This window comes from Tardiphaga sp. (assembly GCF_044340795.1).
Classification (GTDB): Bacteria; Pseudomonadota; Alphaproteobacteria; order Rhizobiales; family Xanthobacteraceae; genus Tardiphaga.
Map to the genome: position 1 here is coordinate 1 of NZ_JBIISY010000069.1, position 20379 is coordinate 20379.

A 20379-nucleotide genomic window follows, 5' to 3' on the forward strand; every position below is an offset into this window, starting at 1 on the left:
GCGTACCGGCATCGGTCTTGAGCAAACCACCGGCGCCAGTGAGAGCCGAGGCGATGGTCGCCGTATAGCCACTGCTCGCCGATGTGCCATCACCGACGCGGATCAAGCTCTGTGGTTCCGTCAGCGTGATACTGTCGCCCACGATCCGATAGCCATCGACGGCGAACTGCATGCCCGATGCCATCACCGCACCGGAGCTCGAATCGACGGTAATCGTACCCGGCGCCCCCTGAAACACGGCGAACGCCGGATTGGTTGCCGGAGCGTTGAACGTGCCGTCGGCGTCCGTCCAGTTCGCATTGGTCACCCTCCAGCTTCCGCTGCCGCCATTCACAGTGCCCGTGCCTGGACCGGCCGGTGCAGGACCATTCCAGAACTGCAGCGTCAGACCGCCCGAATTGACGAGATTGATCTGCCCTGGAATTCCTTTCTGCACACCCAGATCTGCCCGCGCCATGCCCGGTGGGATGACGCCGATATCCAGACCATTATTGGTGAGCGTACCACCATAGCTGAGCAGCCGCGTAATGCCGGCACCGAACGGCGCGGCATCCGTGAGATTGAGGGTGCCGTCGAGCGTCAGATTGCCTGTCACGTTGAACGGCACCCCGCTTCCCCGCGCCGCGCTGACATCGACATTGACGTTTGAAGCTGCATCGAGCGCCAAACTACTCATGGTGAGCGTTGCACCGGGCGTCGCGATCAGCGTGCCACCAACATTCACCACCTGGCTCGCCGTACCAGTGCCTGACAGCGCGCCACCGGCATTCACTGTGACGAGGTTACCCGACATCGTGCCCGTTACCTGAAGCGCGGCACCGGCGTTCACAAAGACATTGCTGTTTTGCAAAGAGCCTGCGATCTGGAGAACGCTGCCAGAGATGGATGTTGCGCCGGTATAGCTGTTCGTTCCGCTCAGCACCGTCGTGCCCGCCGTAGTCGCCAGGCTGGCCGTGCCGGTGAGATTGGAAATCGTGCCGCCCGTCGATGCGACAGATCCGGCCAATGTGCCGTTCGTTAACGTGCCGCCGGCAAGCGCGACCGCATCGATCGTCTGCGCGAAACCACCGAGATCAAGCGTGCCCCCGACATTCACCCTCGCTGCACTGGTCGCGCTAAATGCGTTAGCATTGCCCGCAAGAAGCGTGCCGCCATTGATCGTCGTCACGCCAGTATAGGCATTCGCACCGGTCAATGTCGTGGTGCCGCTGCTCAGCGATAGCGTCGCGGTGCCGGACAATCCCGAGATGAGCCCTCCGGTCGATGAGATCGCACCGGCCAGCGCGCCGTTGATGAGAGTCCCGTCCGCAAGCGCAACGCTGTCGATGGCCTGGGCGAAGCCACCGAGATCCAGCGTGCCGCCGGCATTCACCGTGGTCGCACTGGTCTGACTGAACGTATTGGCGGCTCCCGCTTGGACCACGCCGCCATTGACGACGGTCGCTCCGCCATAGCTGTTCGCACCGGAGAGGAACAGCGTGCCAAGATCGGTTTTGACCAGACCGCCGGCCCCTGTCAGCGCGGATTGCATCGCCGCCACCATGCCTGCACCAGCCGGCGTCCCGTTACCAACAGCGATGACCGCGCCGGGATCTGCGAGCGTGACAGCATCGCCGGTGATTAAATAACCGAACGTCGTGAACTGCATTCCGGTGACGCCGACCCCCCCGAAAGAATTATCGACGGTGACCACACCAGGTGTTGCCGAGAAAATCACAGTGCCTGGATTGGGTGACATCGTGTCGTTGAGCGTACCCGCGGCATTGCTCCAATTGCCGTTGACCGTATTCCAGGTGCCGGTACCACCAGTCACAGGCCCGGGCGCCGGCCCCGCCGTTGCCGCACCGTTCCAGTATTGCTGTGCCTGCGATGCATGCGGGAGACAGACGGCAGCGAACGCCGTACTGGCGAGGAGAGCGTGCCGCAGCGCGTGCAACGTGGACATGATCATTCGTCGTTGAACGGGGCGCGGCATGGTCCATCAAACAAGCTCACGCAAGCCAGAACGTCGTTCGCGACAGGCCCGCTTGCGTGGTCCGACCTGAATAACCCACGGCGCCATCGAATCAGCGCCAGATCCCTCCGGAGAGGTATCCCACCTTAAGGTACCGCCTGGCTTGCGGCCTTGCGCGGAATGCCGCGCGGGCGTCGAAGTTCTGGCGGTGTGTCTGCACCGTCACAACTGATTCGCACAGCGAACAAAAATCGCGAATAGCGCGCAATCGCCGCGCGTCCCGCGTGTATGGAACCGGCGATGGTTAAACGGAAATTAATTCGTCGGTCGTAATTTGAGGCAAATCAGCCTCAGTCCAGCGTTCCGACCATGACCCCTGCACCAACAATTCCAGGCTTCGACGGCCTGATGACGTTATCGCGCCGTGAGGGCGTCGATATTCGTCCGACATTGCTGCGGGTGCTGACGGATCTCTATGTGCAGGCACACAGTCACACATCCGACGAGGAGAAACAGTTCATCGAACTGACCTCGCGGCTGATCGACCAGGTCGACGATGCGACGCGCGCCGCCGTGCGGGCGCGGCTATCGATCTATCCGAACACGCCAAAGGTCATTCTCGATCAGCTGGCACTGAAGCCTGCTGCTGCACAGCAGCCGGCACCGGTCGCGCCGTCCGTTGCACCAGACATCCCCGCACCGACCTTGTCACAGCCGGCGCCGCCGCCGTCGCGCATCGTCAATCGCACCATGCAGCCGAACGATGCCGCCGAGATCAGCAATCTGTTCTTCGCCGCCAATGCGTCCGAGCGCGCGAAGATGTTGCACAATCTCGCCGACACCCCGCTGCAACCGTCGGCACGCATCCCGCAGGCCCGCGCCGAGCGCGCGATGCATATTCTGGAGATGGCTGCGTTTGCCGAGGACCGCGAGAATTTCGCGCGCGAGATCAGCGAAGCGCTGATCCTGCCGCTGGCGATTGCCGATCAGGTGGTGAGCGATCCCGGCGGCGAGCCCCTCGCGTGCTGCGCCAAGGCGCTTGGCATGCACGGTGCGATCTTCCAGCGTGTATTGCTGTTCCTGAATCCGGAATTCGGCACGTCGGTGAACAATGTGTACCGGCTGTCGCGCATGTACGACGTGCTGACCGAGCGCGCGGCGCTAATCATGGTCGCCGCCTGGCGCGGCGCGCATCTCGCAGCCACCCGCGCGAAATTCCGCCCGACCCTGTATGATGACGAACGCCAGCGCGCCCGCGCCGCAACGCCGATGGCGCGGCCCAGCGTCCAGCCAGGCATGCAGCCCGGCGTGGATGTCGCACGGACGCGGAATGGTTCGGGAAGCTAGTTTTTTGCCAGATCGAGAAAATGCCGCCCGGCTTTGTCCTCGATCTCGACGATCCAGAGGTCCGGATCGAAGCTGATCTCCTTCTGCAGCCGCTCCTCGATCTTGCGTTCTTCCACCGCCTGCTGCGGCGATGGCGCGAAAACGCGATCGGTGGGGCGGCTGTCGTCATAGGCGCTCTGCGGCGCTGGCGCGTAGAGGATCGCATTGCCATCGAGCAGCGCGAGCTTGACGAAGATCGCACCGGCCTCCTCGGCTCCGCGCCGGCGCACCGCGCCGAACACGCCTTCGGTCTGGCAGCGGCGCAGATAGGCGGCCACCCATATTGCTGATTTCAAACGGCTCATGATGCCGACGATACGACAGCCGGCCCGCGATCGCTAGTTGATCGCGCGCCCGGTCACCGTGCCCAGCTCCTGCACCAGACGATCCGACATCTGGCCAGTCACCGGCAACTTGCGCTCGCGTTCGAAACGCTGGATGGCGGCCGATGTATCCGAACCGACATTGCCGGTCGGCTTGAGCTGACCATATCCATATTCGGTGAGCGCACGCTGCACGGCGGCGACGCGGCGGGTATTGGTGATGAGATCACCGAGCGGATCGGACTTGCCGGCGTGCGGAATGGCTGCCGGCGGACGCTGAACAGACTGGGTCGTCGCGGGTGCAGACGTCGCCTTCACGAGATTGCCCATGGGATCGCCGCCACGCGGCTCAGCGGGCCTGGCCACCACCGACGGTTTCGGCTCGCTTACCGGATTGACCGGTTTGGCATCGATCATGCGCGCATCGAGCTTCGTATCCGACGACGTCAGCGTCGCATCGCTCGGGCGTGGCTTCGGCAGCGGGCTCACCACAGTCACAGGTGCCGGCGCCGGGAATGAAACCACGGTGCTGGAGCCGAACATCGGCGACGGATGATGCCCCTTCTGAAGGAAGATCGCGTTCGCGATGATCGCGCTGACCGCAGAGAACGCGATCAGGCCGGCCACAATGTCCTTGGGGCTGTGCAGCACCATGCGCATCAGCAGCCCGCGCTCGGCCGGCTCCTCGATGGCGACGGCGCGTGCGCGCTTGGACTTGGCGGATTTGGAATTCGCTTTAGGCACTCTTCTTCACCTGGTGGATCGTCCCGGACGACGCGCCACGCGGCGCAACGATATTGAGGGGCGTTATATTGCTCGGTGCAGCCTGCGGCGGCGCATAATCCAGCGGCAATGCGACAGTGACCGTGGTGCCTTCGCCCAGACGGCTCTGCACCTGCATCTCGCCGCCATGCATGCTGACCAGGCTTTTCACGATGGACAGGCCGAGGCCGGTGCCCTCGTGGCGGCGCTGATGATAGGTCTCGCCGGCCTGGAAGAACGGATCGCCGATGCGCGCAAGATCGTCGGCTGCGATACCGACGCCGGTGTCGCGCACGCGCACGACCAGGCGCGCGGCCTCGATTGCGGCGGTGACGGTGACGCTGCCGCCGCGTTCGGTGAACTTGATGGCATTGGACACGAGGTTGAGGAGGATCTGGCGGAACGCACGCGGATCGCCATTGACCTCCGGCAGATCCTTCGGCGCATCCGTGATCAGGTCGACACCGTTGTCGCTCGCCTTCAAGGCCAGCAGATTGCAGCAATTGATCAGTGCCGGGCGCGGCGCGAAGGGTTCGGGCGCGAGTTCGAAACTGCCGGATTCCAGCTTGGACATATCGAGGATGCCGTTGACCACCGACAGCAGATGCTGGCCGGAATCGTTGATCAGCTGCGCATATTCCTTGCGCCTGGCGGCATCCAGCATCAGGACGTCTTCCTGCGCCATCATGTCGGAGAAGCCGATGATCGCGTTCAGCGGCGTGCGCAGTTCGTGGCTCATGGTGGCCAGGAAACGTGTCTTCGACGCGTCGGCGGCCTCCGCAGCGATGCGTGCCTGTTCCAGCGCCTGCTGCTGCAGCTTGCGATCGGTGACGTCGCGCAGCACCGCAACCACTTCCGTCTCGGCATTGGCCGGCGCCGGGCGATCGGCCGCGATCTCCAGCGGATGGCAGCGCATCTCGACCCAGATGAAATCACCGGCCTCGCCGCGCGCGCCATCACGGCGCAGGCGGAATTCGACGCTGCGGGCTTCACCGCCCCGTGCCGCATCGGACAATGCCGTGAGATAGGCCGGGCGATCGGCGACATGGACGCGATCGAACAGGCCGTGGCCGAACAGCCGCTGCGGCTGCACGCCGACCAGCGCTTCGGCCGCAGGCGAGATGAACTGCACCGTGCCGTTCGGGCGATGACGCGAGATCACGTCGCTCATATGGCGGGCCAGCAGGCGATAGCGGTCTTCCTCGACATTGAGCAGCGACACGCTGGTGCGCGCCAGTGACTCCGCGCCGAAAGCGAGGCCGGCGGCATAGAGCGTTGCCGAAGCGATGCCGAAGGTCATGAACACGATGTGGCTGGCGCCGGCATCCGATTCTGGCAGCCAGTCGAACGCCGTCAGCACCACCAGCATCGCAACGCAGGCGATCGCGATGCCTGAGGCAGCAGTGACGATGCGGCGCGATGCAGACAGCGCAGCCTCGATCGGCACCACGACGAGCCAGATGGCGGCGAAGCTGGCGATGCCGCCGGTGAAGATGGCAACCATCATCACGAGGCTTGCAACGGCGAGCGACGACATGATCTGCGCGCTCTCGTAACGGCCGGTGCGCGACAGGAAGTAGGACAACAGGATCGGCGCGATCAGCCAGGCAAAGGCGGTGACCTCGAGCGCGGTCGGCGCGCCGCGTATGGCGAGATAGAGCGGGAATGCGGCGAAGGCCGCGAGACTACCCAGCAGCCGCGGCGCCATGAAGGCGCGATGGCGCGCGCTCGTCAGCGCATCGTAACGCGCCGAGGGGTGCAACATCGCATCTAGACAGTCGCGGATGATGTTCAAACCTGTCACTCGCTTCGCCTCGACATACTCGCCTGCATCGGCGTATCGAGGCGCTCCTTCATCACCGCGCCAACCTGTCAGAGCGACATTAAACGAACACTAAAGCGATCGCAGACAGGACCATGCCTAACGCGGAAGTCTCGATTTGAAGGGAGTTTTCGCATTTTTGTTCGCCCATTGTGGTGAACGGAAACTTTCACACGGGCATGTATGGTTTCGAAAGTATGGACACGATCGCACACGCAGCGCAGCCGCCTCCCACTCATCATGAAAGCGCGCACCTTGCGCGTCTCGAAGGATCGCGGCAGGCGATCTCATGGTTCGAGACGGCGCGGTCAGCGGCGCCATTGCGCCGCGAGGCTTCCTCACCATGAGGGGCTGAGGCCGGGCATCAATCAAAAATTTACGCCGTCTCCAATCGCATCAATTTTCGTCGAATTAATCGCTTCGCAAATACTTGAAGTTTATCGACTGCACCTAGCTTCAGTTGTCGACTGCGATCCTTCGCAACGACCTTCGACAAGACGACGGGGTTTTCATGTTTTTCCTGCTGCGCATGGCATTCTGGATCGGGCTCGTGCTCGTGCTGCTGCCGCGGGACCACACGCCCGAGGCCGACAAGACGGCTGCCCCGCAGGTCGGTGCCTCCGACGCGATTTCTGCCGCGACGGCCGCCGCCTCGGACATGAGCCAGTTCTGCAAGCGCCAGCCCGCCGCTTGCGAGGTCGGTGGCAATGCCGCCGCCTTCATCGGCGAACGCGCCAAGGAAGGCGCGCGCAAGGTCTATCAGATCATCACCGAGAAGAAGCCCGATCACACCGGATCGATCGGTGAGAGCGGCGATCAGGATCCTGGCACGGTCGCGATGGCGAAGCAGGATACGCTGACCCAGGACGATCTCGCCGTCGACTGGCAGTCGCCCGACGCGCCGCCGGTGCCATGAGCCACGGTTCCAACCGGTAAATGCCGGGACCACAGTCGCATTCGATGCAAATCGCCCCTATATAGGGCTGACATTTGCATCAAGGCCGCCATGACCACTGCCATCGACGACATTCGCGCCAATTTCGAACTGCTGGAAGATTGGGACGATCGCTACCGCTACGTGATCGAGCTCGGCCGCACGCTGGCACCGATGCCGGAGGACGAGCATTCGACCGCGAACAAGGTCAATGGCTGCGCCAGCCAGGTCTGGCTGTCGCGCAAAGTGGCGACCAGTGACACGGGTGCGCCGGTGCTGAGCTATCTCGGCGACAGCGACGCCCACATCGTCCGCGGCCTGATCGCGATCCTCCTGGCGCTGTATTCCGATCGCACCCCGAAGGACATCCTGGAGACGGATGCGATCGCCGTGTTCGACGAACTCGGCTTTCGCGATCACCTGACGCCGCAGCGCTCCAACGGCCTGCGCTCGATGGTCGAGCGCATCCGCAATGATGCGCGTGAGGCGCTGGAGACGGCGGGCTAGGCTTCGAACGTCTCGCCGTCTGCCAGCCACGTGCGCAGCTTCGCCGGCTTGCCCTTCGCATCCTCCGCGAAACCATAATGCCGCGCCAGCCGGTCGAGGCCGAGTTGGAGCACCACCTTGGCGGAACGCGCCGGCCAGTTGCGCTCGCGCTCGACATCTTCCAGCCCGCGCAGGAAGCAGCAGACATCCATCAGCACGCCCGCGAATTCCGGACCGCAGGCATCCAGCGCGTGCCCGACCTTCTGCCGCGAGGCCAGCATTACATCGGTCATCTCGCCGGGACTGAGACCCGAGCCGCGCGGACGACCACCGGCCGGCGCCCCCCAATTGGCGGTGACGCGCGGGGCCATGTGAGCGCGGGTGAAATCGGCGCGCAGCTTCTCGCCGGCGATGAACTGATGCGGCGCGATCAGGCTGCGCCCGTCCCGGCCCTTGCGGCGGGCGAGCCAAGCCAGCGGGCTCTCGCTGTCATTGACCAGCACGCTGGCAATGCCGTCTTCGGTCAGGATTTGCCGCGTTTCCAGCGTCATATGGCGCTGGCGTTGCGGATCAATCGGATCTTGAGGCGGGCGGCGGCTTCCTGATGTTCTCATTTCGTTCTCCTTGTGAAGCCATAGGGTCACGAGTCCCGCACTTCCGCAAGCAGAATCTTGGATCAATTTCCTATTTGTGGATTAAGTCGGCCGGCCCAGCATGACGACAACGACGGCAACGCGACCCGCTGCGCCCTGCCAACCGACGCGTGTTGACCGGTCAACTTTTTGTCCCGATTTGTTCTTCAAAGGTTCCTTTGTGATGGAACCATAGTACCTATTTGCGGCGCTTGCGTTGCTGGCCGAGCCCCATCTGCTTGGCAAGCTGCGAGCGCGCAACCGCGTAGTTCGGTGCCACCATCGGATAGTCCGCAGGCAGCCCCCACTTTTCGCGATACTGCTCTGGTGTCATTCCGTACTGCGTACGCAAATGCCGCTTCAGCGACTTGAAGCGCTTGCCGTCCTCGAGACAGACGAGATATTCGGCCGTCATCGACTTCTTGACGGATACCGCGGGCTTGGCCGGCGCCAGCTCCGTCACGGACGGTGCAGCGCCATTGCCGGAAACCCGTGTCAGCGCGCCATGCACCTGGTTGATCAGCGACGGCAGCTCCGCCGCCGGCACCGGATTATTCCCGACATAGGCCGAGACGATGCTCGCCGTCAGCTCGATGAAGCTCTTGCTGTTGGAGTCGCTCATGGCGCCGTCTTTCGAAAGGAGATTGCGTCAGCTTCGAGTTTCGAGATGTGCGCGCAAATCGTCGATGGAGGAGAAACGCATCAGGCCTTCCGGCATCTGCGCCTCGATCGAGCCGTCGGAATACAGCGAATAGGCCATGCCATCGACGACGCCGGATTTCAGCACGGCAACACCGGCCGGGCGCGAGGACGCCGCCGGCACCGGCTCGTCGCGGTCGGGGATCTCGCTCGGATCGGGGAGCCGATCGCTGAACCGGTCCGCATGGGTGGCCGAAGCCCGCGCGGCCTCGCGGATGGCGTCCGAAAACCGCGGACGGTCAGGCGCCGCAGGCCGCTCGCCGCGCGGCCAGGCATCCTCGAAGCGCGGCGCCTGCTCGGTGGGGGCGTCGTCGTCATGCGCGGGCTCTTCTTGCGACGGCGCTGGCGCAGGCCCCGTCAGATCCAGTTCCAGCGCCTGAGCGACCGCATCGGTGCGCTCCTTTTCGCGGTCGCGGCGTGTCGAGGTGAACATCAGATTGCGCCGCTTCGGCTCGTCTGCGGCGCTGCTGGCAGCCGCGGCGAGACGCTCGCGGTCGCGCAGCACTTCGTCCTGCCATGGGGGGACACCCTCTTCCGGACCGGTCGGTGCGGCTGGTGCGGGCGGTGGCGGTAGGTCGCGGGCGAAGGGCGGCGCCACCGGTGCATAGTCGTGGTCGTCCTCCGCTTCTTCGGGAGCCGGCGGCAGCTTCAGTTCCCGGCGCGGCAGCGGTGCAGCGACGCGGGGACCGGCTTCGGCCAGTTGCGCGGCGAGTTTGCGCATCTCGCGCACGACGAGGCCGAGGCTGATCATGATCAGACCGGTGCAGACCCCCACCGAACCCGTCAGGATCAAGGTGTTGCCGAACCCGAACTCCTTGACCGGAATACCGAATCCGATCGCGGCAAGGCCCGCCAGGATGACCCCTATCCCGGCAATCAGCAGCACTGTCATGGTCTTCGAACTCCTGGACGGACACCCCACGAGTCTCGTCAGGGCAACACGATAGCGTCATATGACGCAGTTTTCCAAACGGCAATTTTGCGTTCAGAGTTTGCGGTAAGCTTCAAGGCGGCAAGGCGTTTCAGTCGCCGCGATCGACCGCTGTTCGCCCGGCGGGCGCAGACCGCGGGAGCACGCGGAACGGCTATCCTGCAAAGCTTTCAAATTGTTGCACCGCACGTATTTTAAGAGAATTTCAGCCACAATTCTCAATTACTCAAAAATACAAACGCGCTATACCGATGCCGGGGAACGAGGCTCAAGAAGCGCACTGCCGAGCCATTGTTTGGGTTTGGGACACCGGATCGTCTATAGCCATGTCATCGATTACGACTGCGGCCATCGAAACGCCTGCGCGGCGCTCGGTGGAGAAGACGTGTGACGACCTCGCCGTATTGGCGCTGGTCGTGGTCAGCATCATCGCGAGCTTCACCTTCCGGGACTATGGCCTCGGCTGGGACGATTATACCCACGCCGAATATGCCGACCTCCTGCTGAAGATGTATGGCAGCGGCTTTCGCGACACAGCCGCGCTCTCCTTCGCCAATCTCTACATGTATGGCGGCGGCTTCGACATGGCCGCCGCGCTGCTGCACAAGGTGATCCCGCTCGAACTGTTCGAGACGCGCCGCCTGCTCGGCGCCATTGTCGGCATCATCGGCATCGCCGTCACCTGGCGCGTCAGCCGCCGGATCGCCGGCCCGATCGCCGGCCTCGTCACGCTGTTGCTGCTGGCACTGTGCCCGACCTTCTACGGCCACATGTTCATGAACCCGAAGGATGCGCCCTTCGCGGTGGCCATGATCGTGCTGATGCTCGGCCTCGTCCGGCTCGTGCAGGAATATCCGGCGCCGTCCAACCGCACCGTGCTGATCCTGGGCATCGGCGCGGGCTGCGCCATCGGCTGCCGCATCCTTGCCGGCCTGACACTGATCTACGCGCTGATCGGCTTTGCGCCGCTGTTCCTCGAAGAATGGCGTCAGCAGGGTCCGCGCGAAGCGGTCCGCCGCCTGCTCCATGTGGTCTATCTGCTGCTGCCGGGCCTCGCCTTCGGCTATCTGATCATGGGCCTGATCTGGCCGTGGTCGATCCTCGAGCCCGCCAATCCGCTGCGCGCCCTCACCTACTTCTCCACCTTCTTCGAGAAGCCGTGGAAGGAAATGTTCGACGGCGCCATGATCTCGGTGCCGGACATGCCGTGGTCCTATCTACCGACACTGTTCGCGCTGCAGCTGCCGGAAGTCCTGATCACGCTGCTCGCCGGCGGCATCGCGCTGACCATCCTTGTCACGTCGCGCAAGGATGTGCCGGCCCGCCGCAAGACCATCCTGCTGATGCTGACGGCGGCTGCGATGCTGCCGCTGATCATTGCCATGGTGAAGCGCCCGGCGCTGTATAACGGCATCCGCCATTTCATCTTCGTGATCCCGCCGATGACCGTGCTCGCCGGCGTCGCTTTCGCGTCGCTGATGGACTGGCTGCGCGTCAACCACCGCGGCGCGCAGGCCGCTGCCGTCGCCGCGCTCTCGTTTGGCCTGATGCTGCCGATGGCGGAGATGATCCGCCTGCATCCGTATCAGTACACGCATTTCAACTACGTCGCCGGCACCGTGCGCCAGGCCGATGCGCTGTTCATGCTCGACTATTGGGGCCTCGCGCTGAAGCAGGCATCCGACGCGCTGAAAGAGCAGATCGACGAGCGGCAGGAGCATCCGCCGGTTGGCCGCAAATGGAAGGTCGCTGTGTGCGGTCCGCAGCGCCCGGCGCAGGTGGCACTCGGCCCCGACTTCACCATCGGCTGGGACAGCCATGCGGCCGACTTTGCGATGACCCTGGGCGAGTTCTATTGCAAGGGCCTGACGGCCCCCGTGATTGCCGAGATCAAGCGCGATGACGTCGTCTTCGCCCGCGTTTACGACATCCGCGGCAGCAGCATCTCCAGCCTGCTTGCGATCCCGGCGCCATAGACGCCGGGCCTTCTGCTCTCAGTCCTCGATCGCAAGTTCGGTCTGCGTTTTCACGCGATCGATCACCACCAGCGTGCGAAAACTCTTCACGGTCTCGTTTTCCTCGAACCGCTGGCGGATGAAGGCCTCATAGGTCTGCATCGTCTTCGTCACCACGACCAGAACAAAGCTGGTGCCGCCCGTGGTGTAGTAGCATTGCTGCACTTCCGGTGCCGCGCGGAAGATCGCCTTGGCGGCATCCACCGTCGTCGAGCGCTCGTCCCGCAGATAGACCTCGACGATGGCTGTGATCGTCAGCCCGATCGCCAGCGGATCCACCATCGCGACATTGCGCGCGATGATGCCTGCCGTTTCCATGGCCGCGATCCGCCGCTGCACGGCGGCCGTCGACAGATTGACCGCTGCGGCGATCTCTCGCTGCGGGGTCTTGTTGTCGCGCTGGACGATCCGGAGGATCGCCCGGTCAAATGCGTCGAGATCACGAGACGGGTCGGATTTGCGGGGCATGGCGAGTAAATGTTGCGTTTGATGGCCTAATCGAGGGCGCCTTTATCATTTGGCCGATGATATTGCTCACTCAACTTTCGAGAGAGCAAGAGCGATGATCGGCGCGGCAGGTGGTTCGACGATGGTTGGGGTCGCTTTCGGCATGGCTGCCGGGGCGCTGTGGGGGCTGGTTTTCCTGGCTCCCGAACTCGTCCCGGCCTTCAGCCCGCTGCAACTCGCCGCCGGCCGTTACTTCGTTTACGGGCTGATCTCCGTCGCGCTGATCGCACCGTGCTGGCGCATGCTGCGGGACAGCCTCAAGGGCAGCGACTGGGCCACGCTGGGCTGGCTCGCCCTCGCCGGCAACACGCTTTATTACGCGCTGCTGACCAATGCGGTTCAGATGGGCGGCATCGCCACGACCTCACTGGTGATCGGCTTCCTGCCGGTCGCCGTGACCATCGCCGGCAGTCGCGTCACCGGCGCCGTGCCGCTGCGCCGGTTGATGCCATCGCTGCTGCTGTGCACGGGAGGCGCGATCTGCATCGGCGTGCAGGCTTTGGCGACGCCGTCGACCGGCACGACCGAGCAACAGCTCATCGGCCTGCTCTGCGCCATCGGCGCGCTGGTCTCCTGGACGATCTTCGCCATCGGCAACCGCGCGGCACTGGCGCGACTCGGCGGCGTGTCTGCCTATGACTGGAATCTGCTGACGGGCGTCGTGACGGGATTGCAGAGCCTCGTGCTGATCCCGGCCGCCATCCTCTTCGGCAGCGTTGCGCATGATGCGATGGCCTGGGCGCAGTTTGCCGGCGTCTCGATCGGGATCGCCGTCCTCGCCTCGATCATCGGCAATGCTTTCTGGAATCGCATGAGCCGGATGCTGCCCCTGACCCTGGTGGGCCAGATGATCCTGTTCGAAACCTTGTTTGCGCTGATCTACGGCTTCGTCTGGGAGCAACGGCTTCCGACCCATCTGGAGATCGCCGCCTTCGCGCTGGTGGCGCTGAGCGTCCTCGCCTGTCTTGGTGCGCACCGCACGCCTCGGCAACCAACCATCGCTGCACAGGCCGCATAGTCGCGACAGCCGCCATTATTTCTCCCTGTTCGGCTGCGAGCGAGACGGGATGATGATCAATCGCCGCACTTTTCTTCTCACCGCCTCCGCCTTCGCCGCCGCTCCAGCCCTCGCCAGGGAAACGCCGCCTGCGCTGCTCGCCTATGAGCGCGACAGCGGCGGGCGGATCGGGCTCTATGCCAAGAATCTGACAAGTGGCGTAGAGCTCGCCTGGCGCGACACAGAGCGCTTCGTCATGTGCAGCACCTTCAAGGCGTCGCTTGCCGCCTGCGTGCTGAAGCGCGTGGACCGTGGCAGGGATCGTCTCGATGCCATGGTCCCCTATACGCAGAAAGATCTGCTCGAATATGCGCCGGTGGCGAAAGACAATCTCGCCAAGGGTGCGCTGTCTGTCGGCGAGATGGCCAAGGCGATCGTCGAGCTCAGCGACAACACCTGCGCCAATCTGCTGCTCACGCGCATTGGTGGTCCGAAGGCCCTGACGACGTTCTGGCGCGAGCATGGTGACGTCACGTCGCGCCTCGATCATTATGAGCCCGAACTGAAGTTCACGCCGCCCGGCAAGCTCGAGGACACGACCACGCCGCGCGCCATGGCCCTGAGCCTGGAGCATCTCGCACTTGGCGACGGACTGCAGCCCGGATCGCGCGCGCAATTCGTCGAATGGATGGTGAATTGCAAGACCGGCGCCAATCGCTTGCGCGCCGGCCTCCCCGCGTCCTGGAAGATCGGCGACAAGACCGGCAACAACGGCAAGGACGCCGCTGGCGACATCGCGGTGGCGTGGCCGGCGCCGGACCGCCCGGTGATCATCGCGGCCTATACATGCGGCGGCAAACCCACACCGGCGCAGCTGAACACCGTGTTCAGGGCGATTGGGGAAATGGTCGGCGAACGCCTGAGCTGATCTCCGATATCATCGCTGAGGTCTAGCCTTCACAGGACCGTGTAAGCCGTCGGTGTTCTGTCCTTCATGCCGAACACGATTGCGCTTTGAACCCGCCACCGCATAGACGATCGCGCTCATGCCAAGCAGCGTCGCAATCGTGATGGCAGAATAAGCCCAGATCGGAAGCTCAGACATCGTCGACATCCATCAAGCCGGTGATCGCCCATTGTCCTATCAGATGTGATGCCACCGCCAGCAGCAAACAAGAAGCGAAGATTTCGACCTCGTTGAATGCCGCCGGTGTCGGGTTTCCCCATATCTTGACGCCGATCGGCGTCAGAATACCCAGAGAAAACACCGTCGTCGCCAGCGTATTGCAGCAATTGGCCAAAAGCTTCAGATGCTCGTTCCTGCGCAGATGAGGCACTTCACACCCTTGGGTTGAATACACTCATAACATCGGCGATGCAAAAGCACCAGACGACTGATCCGAGAGAAGCGAACTGACATGCCGACATTTCGCCTTCGTTGATGGAATGCCTGCCGGTCAATTCTTCCGGTTGCTGGCACGTGACGTCGGCACTAGGCTGCCTCGACAGAATTCGAACACCGCAACCGGAGCTGACATATGTCACCAGCCGAAGCCGCCCATCTCAAAGCCGTGCCATCGAACATGACCGAAGGTGAATGGGCCCAGCGCGTCAATCTCGCCGCAGCCTATCGCCTCGTCGCGCTCTATGGCTGGGACGATCTGATCGACACCCACATCTCCGCACGCGTTCCCGGCCCCGATCATCACTTCCTGATCAATCCCTACGGATTGATCTTCGAGGAGATCACCGCATCGAGCCTGGTGAAGGTCGACCTCGACGGCAACCTGCTGAGCGAAACCGACTATCACATCAATCCGGCCGGCTTCACCATTCACTCGGCGATCCACGAAGTGCGCGAAGACGCGGGCTGCGTGATGCATCTGCACACGCCGGACGGCACCGCCGTCGCGTCCTGCCTGGAAGGCCTGCAGCCGCTGAACCAGACCGCGCAGCTGGTGATCCCGGACCTCGCCTATCACGACTATGAAGGCGTCGCCCTCGATCACGACGAGCGCCCGCGCCTGCAGAAGGATCTCGGCACCAAGAACGCCATGCTGCTGCGCAATCACGGCACGCTGACCGTCGGCCGCTCGGTCGCCTCGGCTTTCGAGCGCATGTATTACCTGGAACGCGCCTGCACCATGCAGGTCCGCACCCGCATCCTCGGACCCACCGCCTATCCGGTCGACCAGATCGTCATCGAGAAGAATGCGGAACTGGTGTCCAATCCCGACCGCGCCGAACTGCGTTCCACCCAGCTGGTCTGGCCGCCGATGCTGCGCAAGCTCGACCGCCGCGATCCGTCTTACAGGACGTGAGATTCGTGCTATAAGGGGTCCACAAACCTCTACGCAGAATACCAACGCCGCCCAATTCCGGGCGGCGTTTTTTTTGTTCGAAGACACCTTTGTTAGTGACTGTCGTTACCCGCGAAAGCGGGTAACCCAGTAGACGCCGATGACGGTGTCTACTGGATCGCCCAGTCAAGCCGGGCGACGACAGTGACTTTTGATCACTTCTTCACTTCCGCCAGCGCCGCGATGATCCGCACCCAGGAGCGGATGCCTTTCTGGAAGCTCTTGAGATCATATTTCTCGTTCGGCGAATGGATGTTGTCGTCATCCAGACCGAAACCGATCAGCAGCGAGTCGAGGCCCAGCGTCCGCTTGAAGTCCGCGACGATCGGGATCGAGGCGCCGGAGCCGATCAGCACCGCCTGCTTGCCCCACTCCTCGGTCAGCGCATCGCGCGCCGCCGCCAGCGGCTTCATGTTCCAGTCGAGCGCGATCGCCGGCGCATTGGAATGGTCGAGGAATTCAGCCGTGCAATCGCCGGGCAGTTGATCGGTGACGAATTTGCGGAACGCATCGCGGATCTTGCCGGGGTCCTGCCCCTCGACGATACGGAACGACACCTTCGCCGACGCATGCGAGGCGATCACCGTCTTCGAGCCTTCGCCGGTGTAGCCTCCGACAATGCCGTTGATGTCGCAGGTCGGGCGCGAGGTGATCTGCTCGATCAGTTCGCGGTCCTTCTCGCCAGCGGGGATGGACAGGCCGATCGGCTTGAGGAAACTGTCAGCGGTCAACCCCAGCCCCTGCCACTGCTTCAGGATGTCCGCCGGCAGATCCTTCACGCCGTCATAGAAGCCGGGAATGGTGATGCGGCCATTGTCGTCATGCAGCTTGCCGAGGATGTTGGTGAGCACGCGGATCGGATTGCGCGCTCCGCCACCATAGATGCCCGAATGCAGGTCGCGATTGGCGGCGGTGATCTTCACCTCTTCATAGACGAGGCCGCGCAGTGCCGTGGTGATCGCCGGGGTTGCCGGGTCCCACATGCCGGTGTCGCAGACCACGGCGAAATCGGCCGCGAGTTCTTTCTTGTTCGCTTCGAGGAATGGCACGAAATTCTTCGAGCCGACCTCCTCCTCGCCCTCGATGCAGATGGTGAGATCGATCGGCAATTCGCCGGTCACCTTGACCCAGGCGCGACAGGCTTCCACGAAGGTGGAGAGCTGGCCCTTGTCGTCCTGCGCGCCGCGGGCGACGATAATGTCGCGGCCATCGGCGTGCTTGGTCACCACCGGCTCGAAGGGCGGGCGATGCCACAGCTCCAGCGGATCGACGGGCTGGACGTCGTAATGGCCGTAGAACAGCACATGCGGGCGGTTGCCGGTATTGCCATTCGCCTTGGCGACAATGGCCGGGTGACCTGCGGTTGGCCGGACTTCGGCCTTGAAGCCGAGTGCTTCAATCTCACTGGCGAGATGCTCGGCCGCCTTCCTACAATCATCCGCAAAGGCCGGATCAGCGGAGATCGACTTGATCCGCAGCAAGGCGAACAGGCGCTCCAGCGCATGACCGAAATCGCCATCGACATGCGCGAGGACGGAGGTTAGTTGCGACGATGCGGACATGGCGACTTCCTTCAAGCCAGATGTTCAAACGATGTAACCGATGACGGGATCAGCGCTTCATGATCCCGCCGAGCGTGCCGCGCACGATCTCGCGGCCGATGGTGCTGCCGAGCGAGCCGCCGATCTGCTTGCCAACATTGGCGACGATACCGCCGACCACCTTGTTGGTCACGGTGCGCGTGACGCTGCGCGCGATCACCTGCCCCGTGGTCAGCCGGCCACGCCGCGTGCCGGTGCCGAAGATGCTGCCGATGATGGCACCGAGGCCGCCAAGGAAGCCTCCGCCGCCCGCCCCGGCCGTGCCTGCTTCCGCGGGCGTGACCGCCGTGCCGGCAATGCGCTTCTGCAGCATCTCATAAGCGGACTCTGAGTCCACCGCGATGTCGTATTTGGCCTTCACCGGGCTGGCATTGATGATGGCCTTGCGCTCCTCGGGCGTGATCGGGCCGATGCGCGCCACTGGCGGCCTCACCATCACGCGCTCGACGATCGACGGCGTGCCGTTGCCCTCGAGAAACGACACCAGGGCTTCGCCCTTGCCGAGTTCGGTGATGGCCTTGGCGGTGTCCAGCTTCGGATTGGCGCGGAAGGTTTCCGCAGCAGCGGCGACCGCCTTCTGATCACGCGGCGTAAAGGCGCGCAGCGCATGCTGCACACGGTTGCCAAGCTGCGCGAGCACGCGATCGGGCACATCTATCGGGTTCTGGGTAACAAAATAGACGCCGACGCCCTTGGATCGAATGAGGCGCACCACCTGCTCGATCTTGTCCATGAGGGCTTTCGGAGCATCGTTGAACAGCAAATGCGCCTCGTCAAAGAAGAACACCAGCTTCGGCTTTGGCAGATCGCCGACTTCCGGCAATTCCTCGAACAGCTCCGACAGGAGCCACAACAGGAACGTCGCATAGAGACGCGGGCTCGCCATCAGCTTGTCGGCGACGAGGATGTTGACCATGCCGCGGCCATCGCGGTCGGTCCTGAGGAAGTCCTTCAGCTCCAGCGCGGGCTCGCCGAAGAATTTTTCGCCACCCTGGTTTTCCAGCACGAGCAATTGCCGCTGGATGGTGCCGACCGTCGCCTTGGAGACATTTCCATAGCTGGATGCGGCGGCGCGGATCTCGGCCAGAGGATCAAACTCGTCTTTCTTCGCCGCCTTCGGCACGATGGCATCGAGCAGCGCGCGCAGGTCCTTCATGTCGAGCAGTGGCCATCCGTTTTCATCGGCAACGCGGAAGGCGACATTCAGCACGCCTTCCTGCACATCGTTGAGGTCGAGCAACCGCGCCAAAAGCAGCGGCCCCATCTCCGACACCGTGGCACGCACCGGATGCCCCTGCTCGCCGAACACGTCCCAGAACACCGTCGAAAACTGATCGGGCTGGAAAGTTAGCCCCATCTCCTGCGCGCGCTTGAGGATGAAGTCCTTGGCCTCGCCGACTTCCGCGATCCCCGACAGATCTCCCTTGATGTCCGACGCAAACACCGGAACGCCCGCACGTGCGAAGCCTTCCGCCATCACCTGCAGCGAAACCGTCTTGCCAGTTCCGGTCGCGCCGGTGACGAGACCGTGGCGATTGCCGAGCGCCAGTGTCAGCCACGCCGGCTGCTCGCCTTTGCCGATGAAAACCTGCTTGTCGGTGTCGCCCGATGTCGGAGCTGCGGTGGGAGTTGCAGTGGGAGTTGCAGTGGGAGTTGCAGTGGTCTTGGCCATCTGATCGCCTCTGGATCGCTTATCGCGCATCAAAGAAATGGAAGAATATTCGCGACGCTTCATGACCTTACCGCATGTTGCGGAACGAAGGCCAGCAGATGCGCGTCATGATGTCCGATGGCCAAGCAACGCATGCACATGCCAAACGGCGCTCAGATTTTTTCCGAACGAGAGCGCTCTCGCGAGCGCGAACAATTGACCGAAATTTCATATTTGCGATTGCATTGCTGCAACACTCGACGCGCGATCACATTGAATCTGCCGTCGGACCACCGCGTGTGCTTGTAATTCGAATCACACCGGCTCAAGATGATTTTTCAAACCAAAGGGCACCGGTTCAACCGGTGTGAGGCGGGGCATCATGGATGAATTGATCAAAGCGCTGACCGCAAAGGTCGGCATTGATGAAGCTGTGGCCGAAAAAGCCGTTGGCAGCATTCTGGAATTCCTCAAGCGCGAAGCCCCTCCGGAGCCCTTCAATCAACTGGTCGCGCATATCCCCGGCGCGGAAGCTGCGATCGCAGCCAATGAAGGCGGCGGTTTCAGCCTGATGGGCGGCGGCCTGATGGCACTTGGCAGCAAGCTGATGGGCATGGGTCTCGGCATGGGCGAGATCCAGAGCGTGTCGCGGGAACTGTTCAAGTTTGGACGTGAGAAGATCGGCTCCGATGCAATGGACCAGATCATTGCGGGCACCCCGGGCCTCAGTCAGTTCGCCTGACACGGCCGTCCCGCGATCATCCACGAAAGCGCCAAGCACCTTTCTTCGAACCTTCGAGTATCATGGCTTATTCCATTTCCGAGATTGACGGTCTGACGGCTTTCGCCGCGACCCGGCTGAAAAAAGCAGGCATCCGCACCATGGAGAGTCTGCTGGAAGCCGCCCACTCCGCCAAATGCCGGAAAGAGCTCTCTGCCAAGACGGGCTTCACCGAGCAGCAATTGCTGGAATGGGCCAATCTCGCCGACTATCTCCGCATCCCCGGCATGGGGGCCGCCAAGGCCGAACTGCTCCGCGCTTCCGGTGTCTCCACCGTGCGTGAACTGAAGCACCGCAATCCCGCCCGCCTCGCCCTGGCGATGCGCGAGGCCAACGAGAAGCGCAAGCTGGTGCGTGTGCTGCCGTCGGAAAAGTCCGTCGGCGATCTGATCGAGAAGGCACGGCAGCTGCCGCTGAAGATCTCGTATTGAGGTCCGTAGGGCGGATTAGGCGCAGCCGTAATCCGCCATTCTGCGCCACATCCGCTTGGCCGGCGGATTACGCTACGCTAATCCGCCCTACAATCCCCCACCCTTGA

At 63.1% G+C, this 20379-nt stretch carries 20 protein-coding genes; 9 read left to right on the top strand and 11 right to left on the bottom strand.

Annotated elements, in window-relative coordinates:
- Positions 1-1945: beta strand repeat-containing protein (locus ACIQ17_RS13485; RefSeq protein WP_398469364.1), on the bottom strand; the 1945-nt coding region annotated here is incomplete at its 3' end.
- Positions 1946-2323: 378 nt separating this feature from the next.
- Here ACIQ17_RS13485 and ACIQ17_RS13490 point away from each other — a divergent pair.
- Positions 2324-3301, top strand: a complete 978-nt coding sequence (locus tag ACIQ17_RS13490; RefSeq protein ID WP_398469366.1) for a DUF2336 domain-containing protein — start codon at positions 2324-2326, stop codon at positions 3299-3301.
- Here the strand turns inward: ACIQ17_RS13490 and ACIQ17_RS13495 are convergent.
- Genes ACIQ17_RS13495 through ACIQ17_RS13505 form a run of 3 tightly spaced genes read right to left on the bottom strand, consistent with a single transcriptional unit; the run spans position 3298 to position 6229 of the window.
- On the bottom strand, positions 3298-3645 hold the full coding sequence (locus ACIQ17_RS13495; protein ID WP_398469368.1) for a DUF1491 family protein: 348 nt from the start codon (positions 3643-3645) through the stop codon (positions 3298-3300). The genes ACIQ17_RS13490 and ACIQ17_RS13495 overlap by 4 nt on opposite strands.
- A gap of 33 nt (positions 3646-3678) precedes the next feature.
- A complete protein-coding gene (locus tag ACIQ17_RS13500; protein WP_398469370.1) occupies positions 3679-4407 on the bottom strand; it encodes a peptidoglycan-binding protein in 729 nt (242 codons plus the stop codon).
- Entirely contained in the window at positions 4400-6229 is a 1830-nt protein-coding gene (locus ACIQ17_RS13505; RefSeq protein ID WP_398469373.1) for a sensor histidine kinase, read from the bottom strand. The genes ACIQ17_RS13500 and ACIQ17_RS13505 overlap by 8 nt, the downstream gene beginning before the upstream one ends.
- A gap of 529 nt (positions 6230-6758) precedes the next feature.
- Here ACIQ17_RS13505 and ACIQ17_RS13510 point away from each other — a divergent pair.
- Both ACIQ17_RS13510 and ACIQ17_RS13515 read left to right on the top strand, forming a co-directional pair.
- On the top strand, positions 6759-7163 hold the full coding sequence (locus tag ACIQ17_RS13510; protein ID WP_398469375.1) for a DUF5330 domain-containing protein: 405 nt from the start codon (positions 6759-6761) through the stop codon (positions 7161-7163).
- 90 nt (positions 7164-7253) lie between these two features.
- Entirely contained in the window at positions 7254-7688 is a 435-nt protein-coding gene (locus ACIQ17_RS13515; RefSeq protein ID WP_398469377.1) for a SufE family protein, read from the top strand.
- On the opposite strand, the gene ACIQ17_RS13520 is transcribed toward ACIQ17_RS13515, so the two are convergent.
- From ACIQ17_RS13520 to ACIQ17_RS13530, 3 genes are all read right to left on the bottom strand, one after another.
- The gene (locus ACIQ17_RS13520) at positions 7685-8281 is read right to left on the bottom strand and encodes a DUF6456 domain-containing protein (protein ID WP_398469379.1); all 597 of its coding nucleotides are present in this window, start codon (positions 8279-8281) and stop codon (positions 7685-7687) included. The two genes, ACIQ17_RS13515 and ACIQ17_RS13520, sit on opposite strands and share 4 nt — an antisense overlap.
- A 217-nt stretch (positions 8282-8498) precedes the next feature.
- The gene (locus tag ACIQ17_RS13525) at positions 8499-8921 is read right to left on the bottom strand and encodes a MucR family transcriptional regulator (protein WP_398469381.1); all 423 of its coding nucleotides are present in this window, start codon (positions 8919-8921) and stop codon (positions 8499-8501) included.
- Between the two features lie 27 nt (positions 8922-8948).
- Positions 8949-9890 (bottom strand): hypothetical protein, encoded by a 942-nt coding sequence (locus ACIQ17_RS13530; protein ID WP_398469383.1) that lies wholly within the window; start codon positions 9888-9890, stop codon positions 8949-8951.
- Positions 9891-10255: 365 nt separating this feature from the next.
- Here ACIQ17_RS13530 and ACIQ17_RS13535 point away from each other — a divergent pair, with 365 nt between their 5' ends.
- Positions 10256-11905, top strand: coding sequence for a glycosyltransferase family 39 protein (locus ACIQ17_RS13535; RefSeq protein WP_398469385.1), 1650 nt, complete (start codon positions 10256-10258; stop codon positions 11903-11905).
- A gap of 18 nt (positions 11906-11923) precedes the next feature.
- Here ACIQ17_RS13535 and ACIQ17_RS13540 read toward each other — a convergent pair whose 3' ends face one another.
- Positions 11924-12412, bottom strand: a complete 489-nt coding sequence (locus ACIQ17_RS13540) for an Lrp/AsnC family transcriptional regulator (RefSeq protein WP_398469387.1) — start codon at positions 12410-12412, stop codon at positions 11924-11926.
- 94 nt (positions 12413-12506) lie between these two features.
- On the opposite strand from ACIQ17_RS13540, the gene ACIQ17_RS13545 reads away from it, so the two are divergent.
- Both ACIQ17_RS13545 and bla read left to right on the top strand, forming a co-directional pair.
- Entirely contained in the window at positions 12507-13469 is a 963-nt protein-coding gene (locus tag ACIQ17_RS13545) for a DMT family transporter (RefSeq protein ID WP_398469389.1), read from the top strand.
- A 52-nt stretch (positions 13470-13521) separates the two neighbouring features.
- Positions 13522-14376, top strand: coding sequence for a class A beta-lactamase (bla, locus tag ACIQ17_RS13550; RefSeq protein WP_398469391.1), 855 nt, complete (start codon positions 13522-13524; stop codon positions 14374-14376).
- 169 nt (positions 14377-14545) lie between these two features.
- Here the strand turns inward: bla and ACIQ17_RS13555 are convergent, their stop codons facing one another.
- A complete protein-coding gene (locus ACIQ17_RS13555) occupies positions 14546-14785 on the bottom strand; it encodes a hypothetical protein (RefSeq protein WP_398469393.1) in 240 nt (79 codons plus the stop codon).
- 201 nt (positions 14786-14986) lie between these two features.
- Here ACIQ17_RS13555 and ACIQ17_RS13560 point away from each other — a divergent pair, with 201 nt between their 5' ends.
- The gene (locus ACIQ17_RS13560; protein ID WP_398469395.1) at positions 14987-15769 is read left to right on the top strand and encodes a class II aldolase/adducin family protein; all 783 of its coding nucleotides are present in this window, start codon (positions 14987-14989) and stop codon (positions 15767-15769) included.
- Positions 15770-15963: 194 nt separating this feature from the next.
- Here the strand turns inward: ACIQ17_RS13560 and ACIQ17_RS13565 are convergent, their stop codons facing one another.
- Positions 15964-17370: a M20/M25/M40 family metallo-hydrolase gene (locus ACIQ17_RS13565; RefSeq protein WP_398469397.1), complete on the bottom strand. Its 1407-nt coding sequence runs from the start codon at positions 17368-17370 to the stop codon at positions 15964-15966.
- Positions 17371-17419: 49 nt separating this feature from the next.
- Complete coding sequence (locus ACIQ17_RS13570) at positions 17420-19081, bottom strand: helicase HerA-like domain-containing protein (protein ID WP_398469399.1); 1662 nt, start codon at positions 19079-19081, stop codon at positions 17420-17422.
- Positions 19082-19442: 361 nt separating this feature from the next.
- On the opposite strand from ACIQ17_RS13570, the gene ACIQ17_RS13575 reads away from it, so the two are divergent.
- Both ACIQ17_RS13575 and ACIQ17_RS13580 read left to right on the top strand, forming a co-directional pair.
- Complete coding sequence (locus ACIQ17_RS13575; RefSeq protein ID WP_398469401.1) at positions 19443-19802, top strand: DUF2267 domain-containing protein; 360 nt, start codon at positions 19443-19445, stop codon at positions 19800-19802.
- Positions 19803-19864: 62 nt separating this feature from the next.
- On the top strand, positions 19865-20272 hold the full coding sequence (locus ACIQ17_RS13580; RefSeq protein WP_398469403.1) for a DUF4332 domain-containing protein: 408 nt from the start codon (positions 19865-19867) through the stop codon (positions 20270-20272).
- Positions 20273-20379 lie beyond the last annotated feature (107 nt).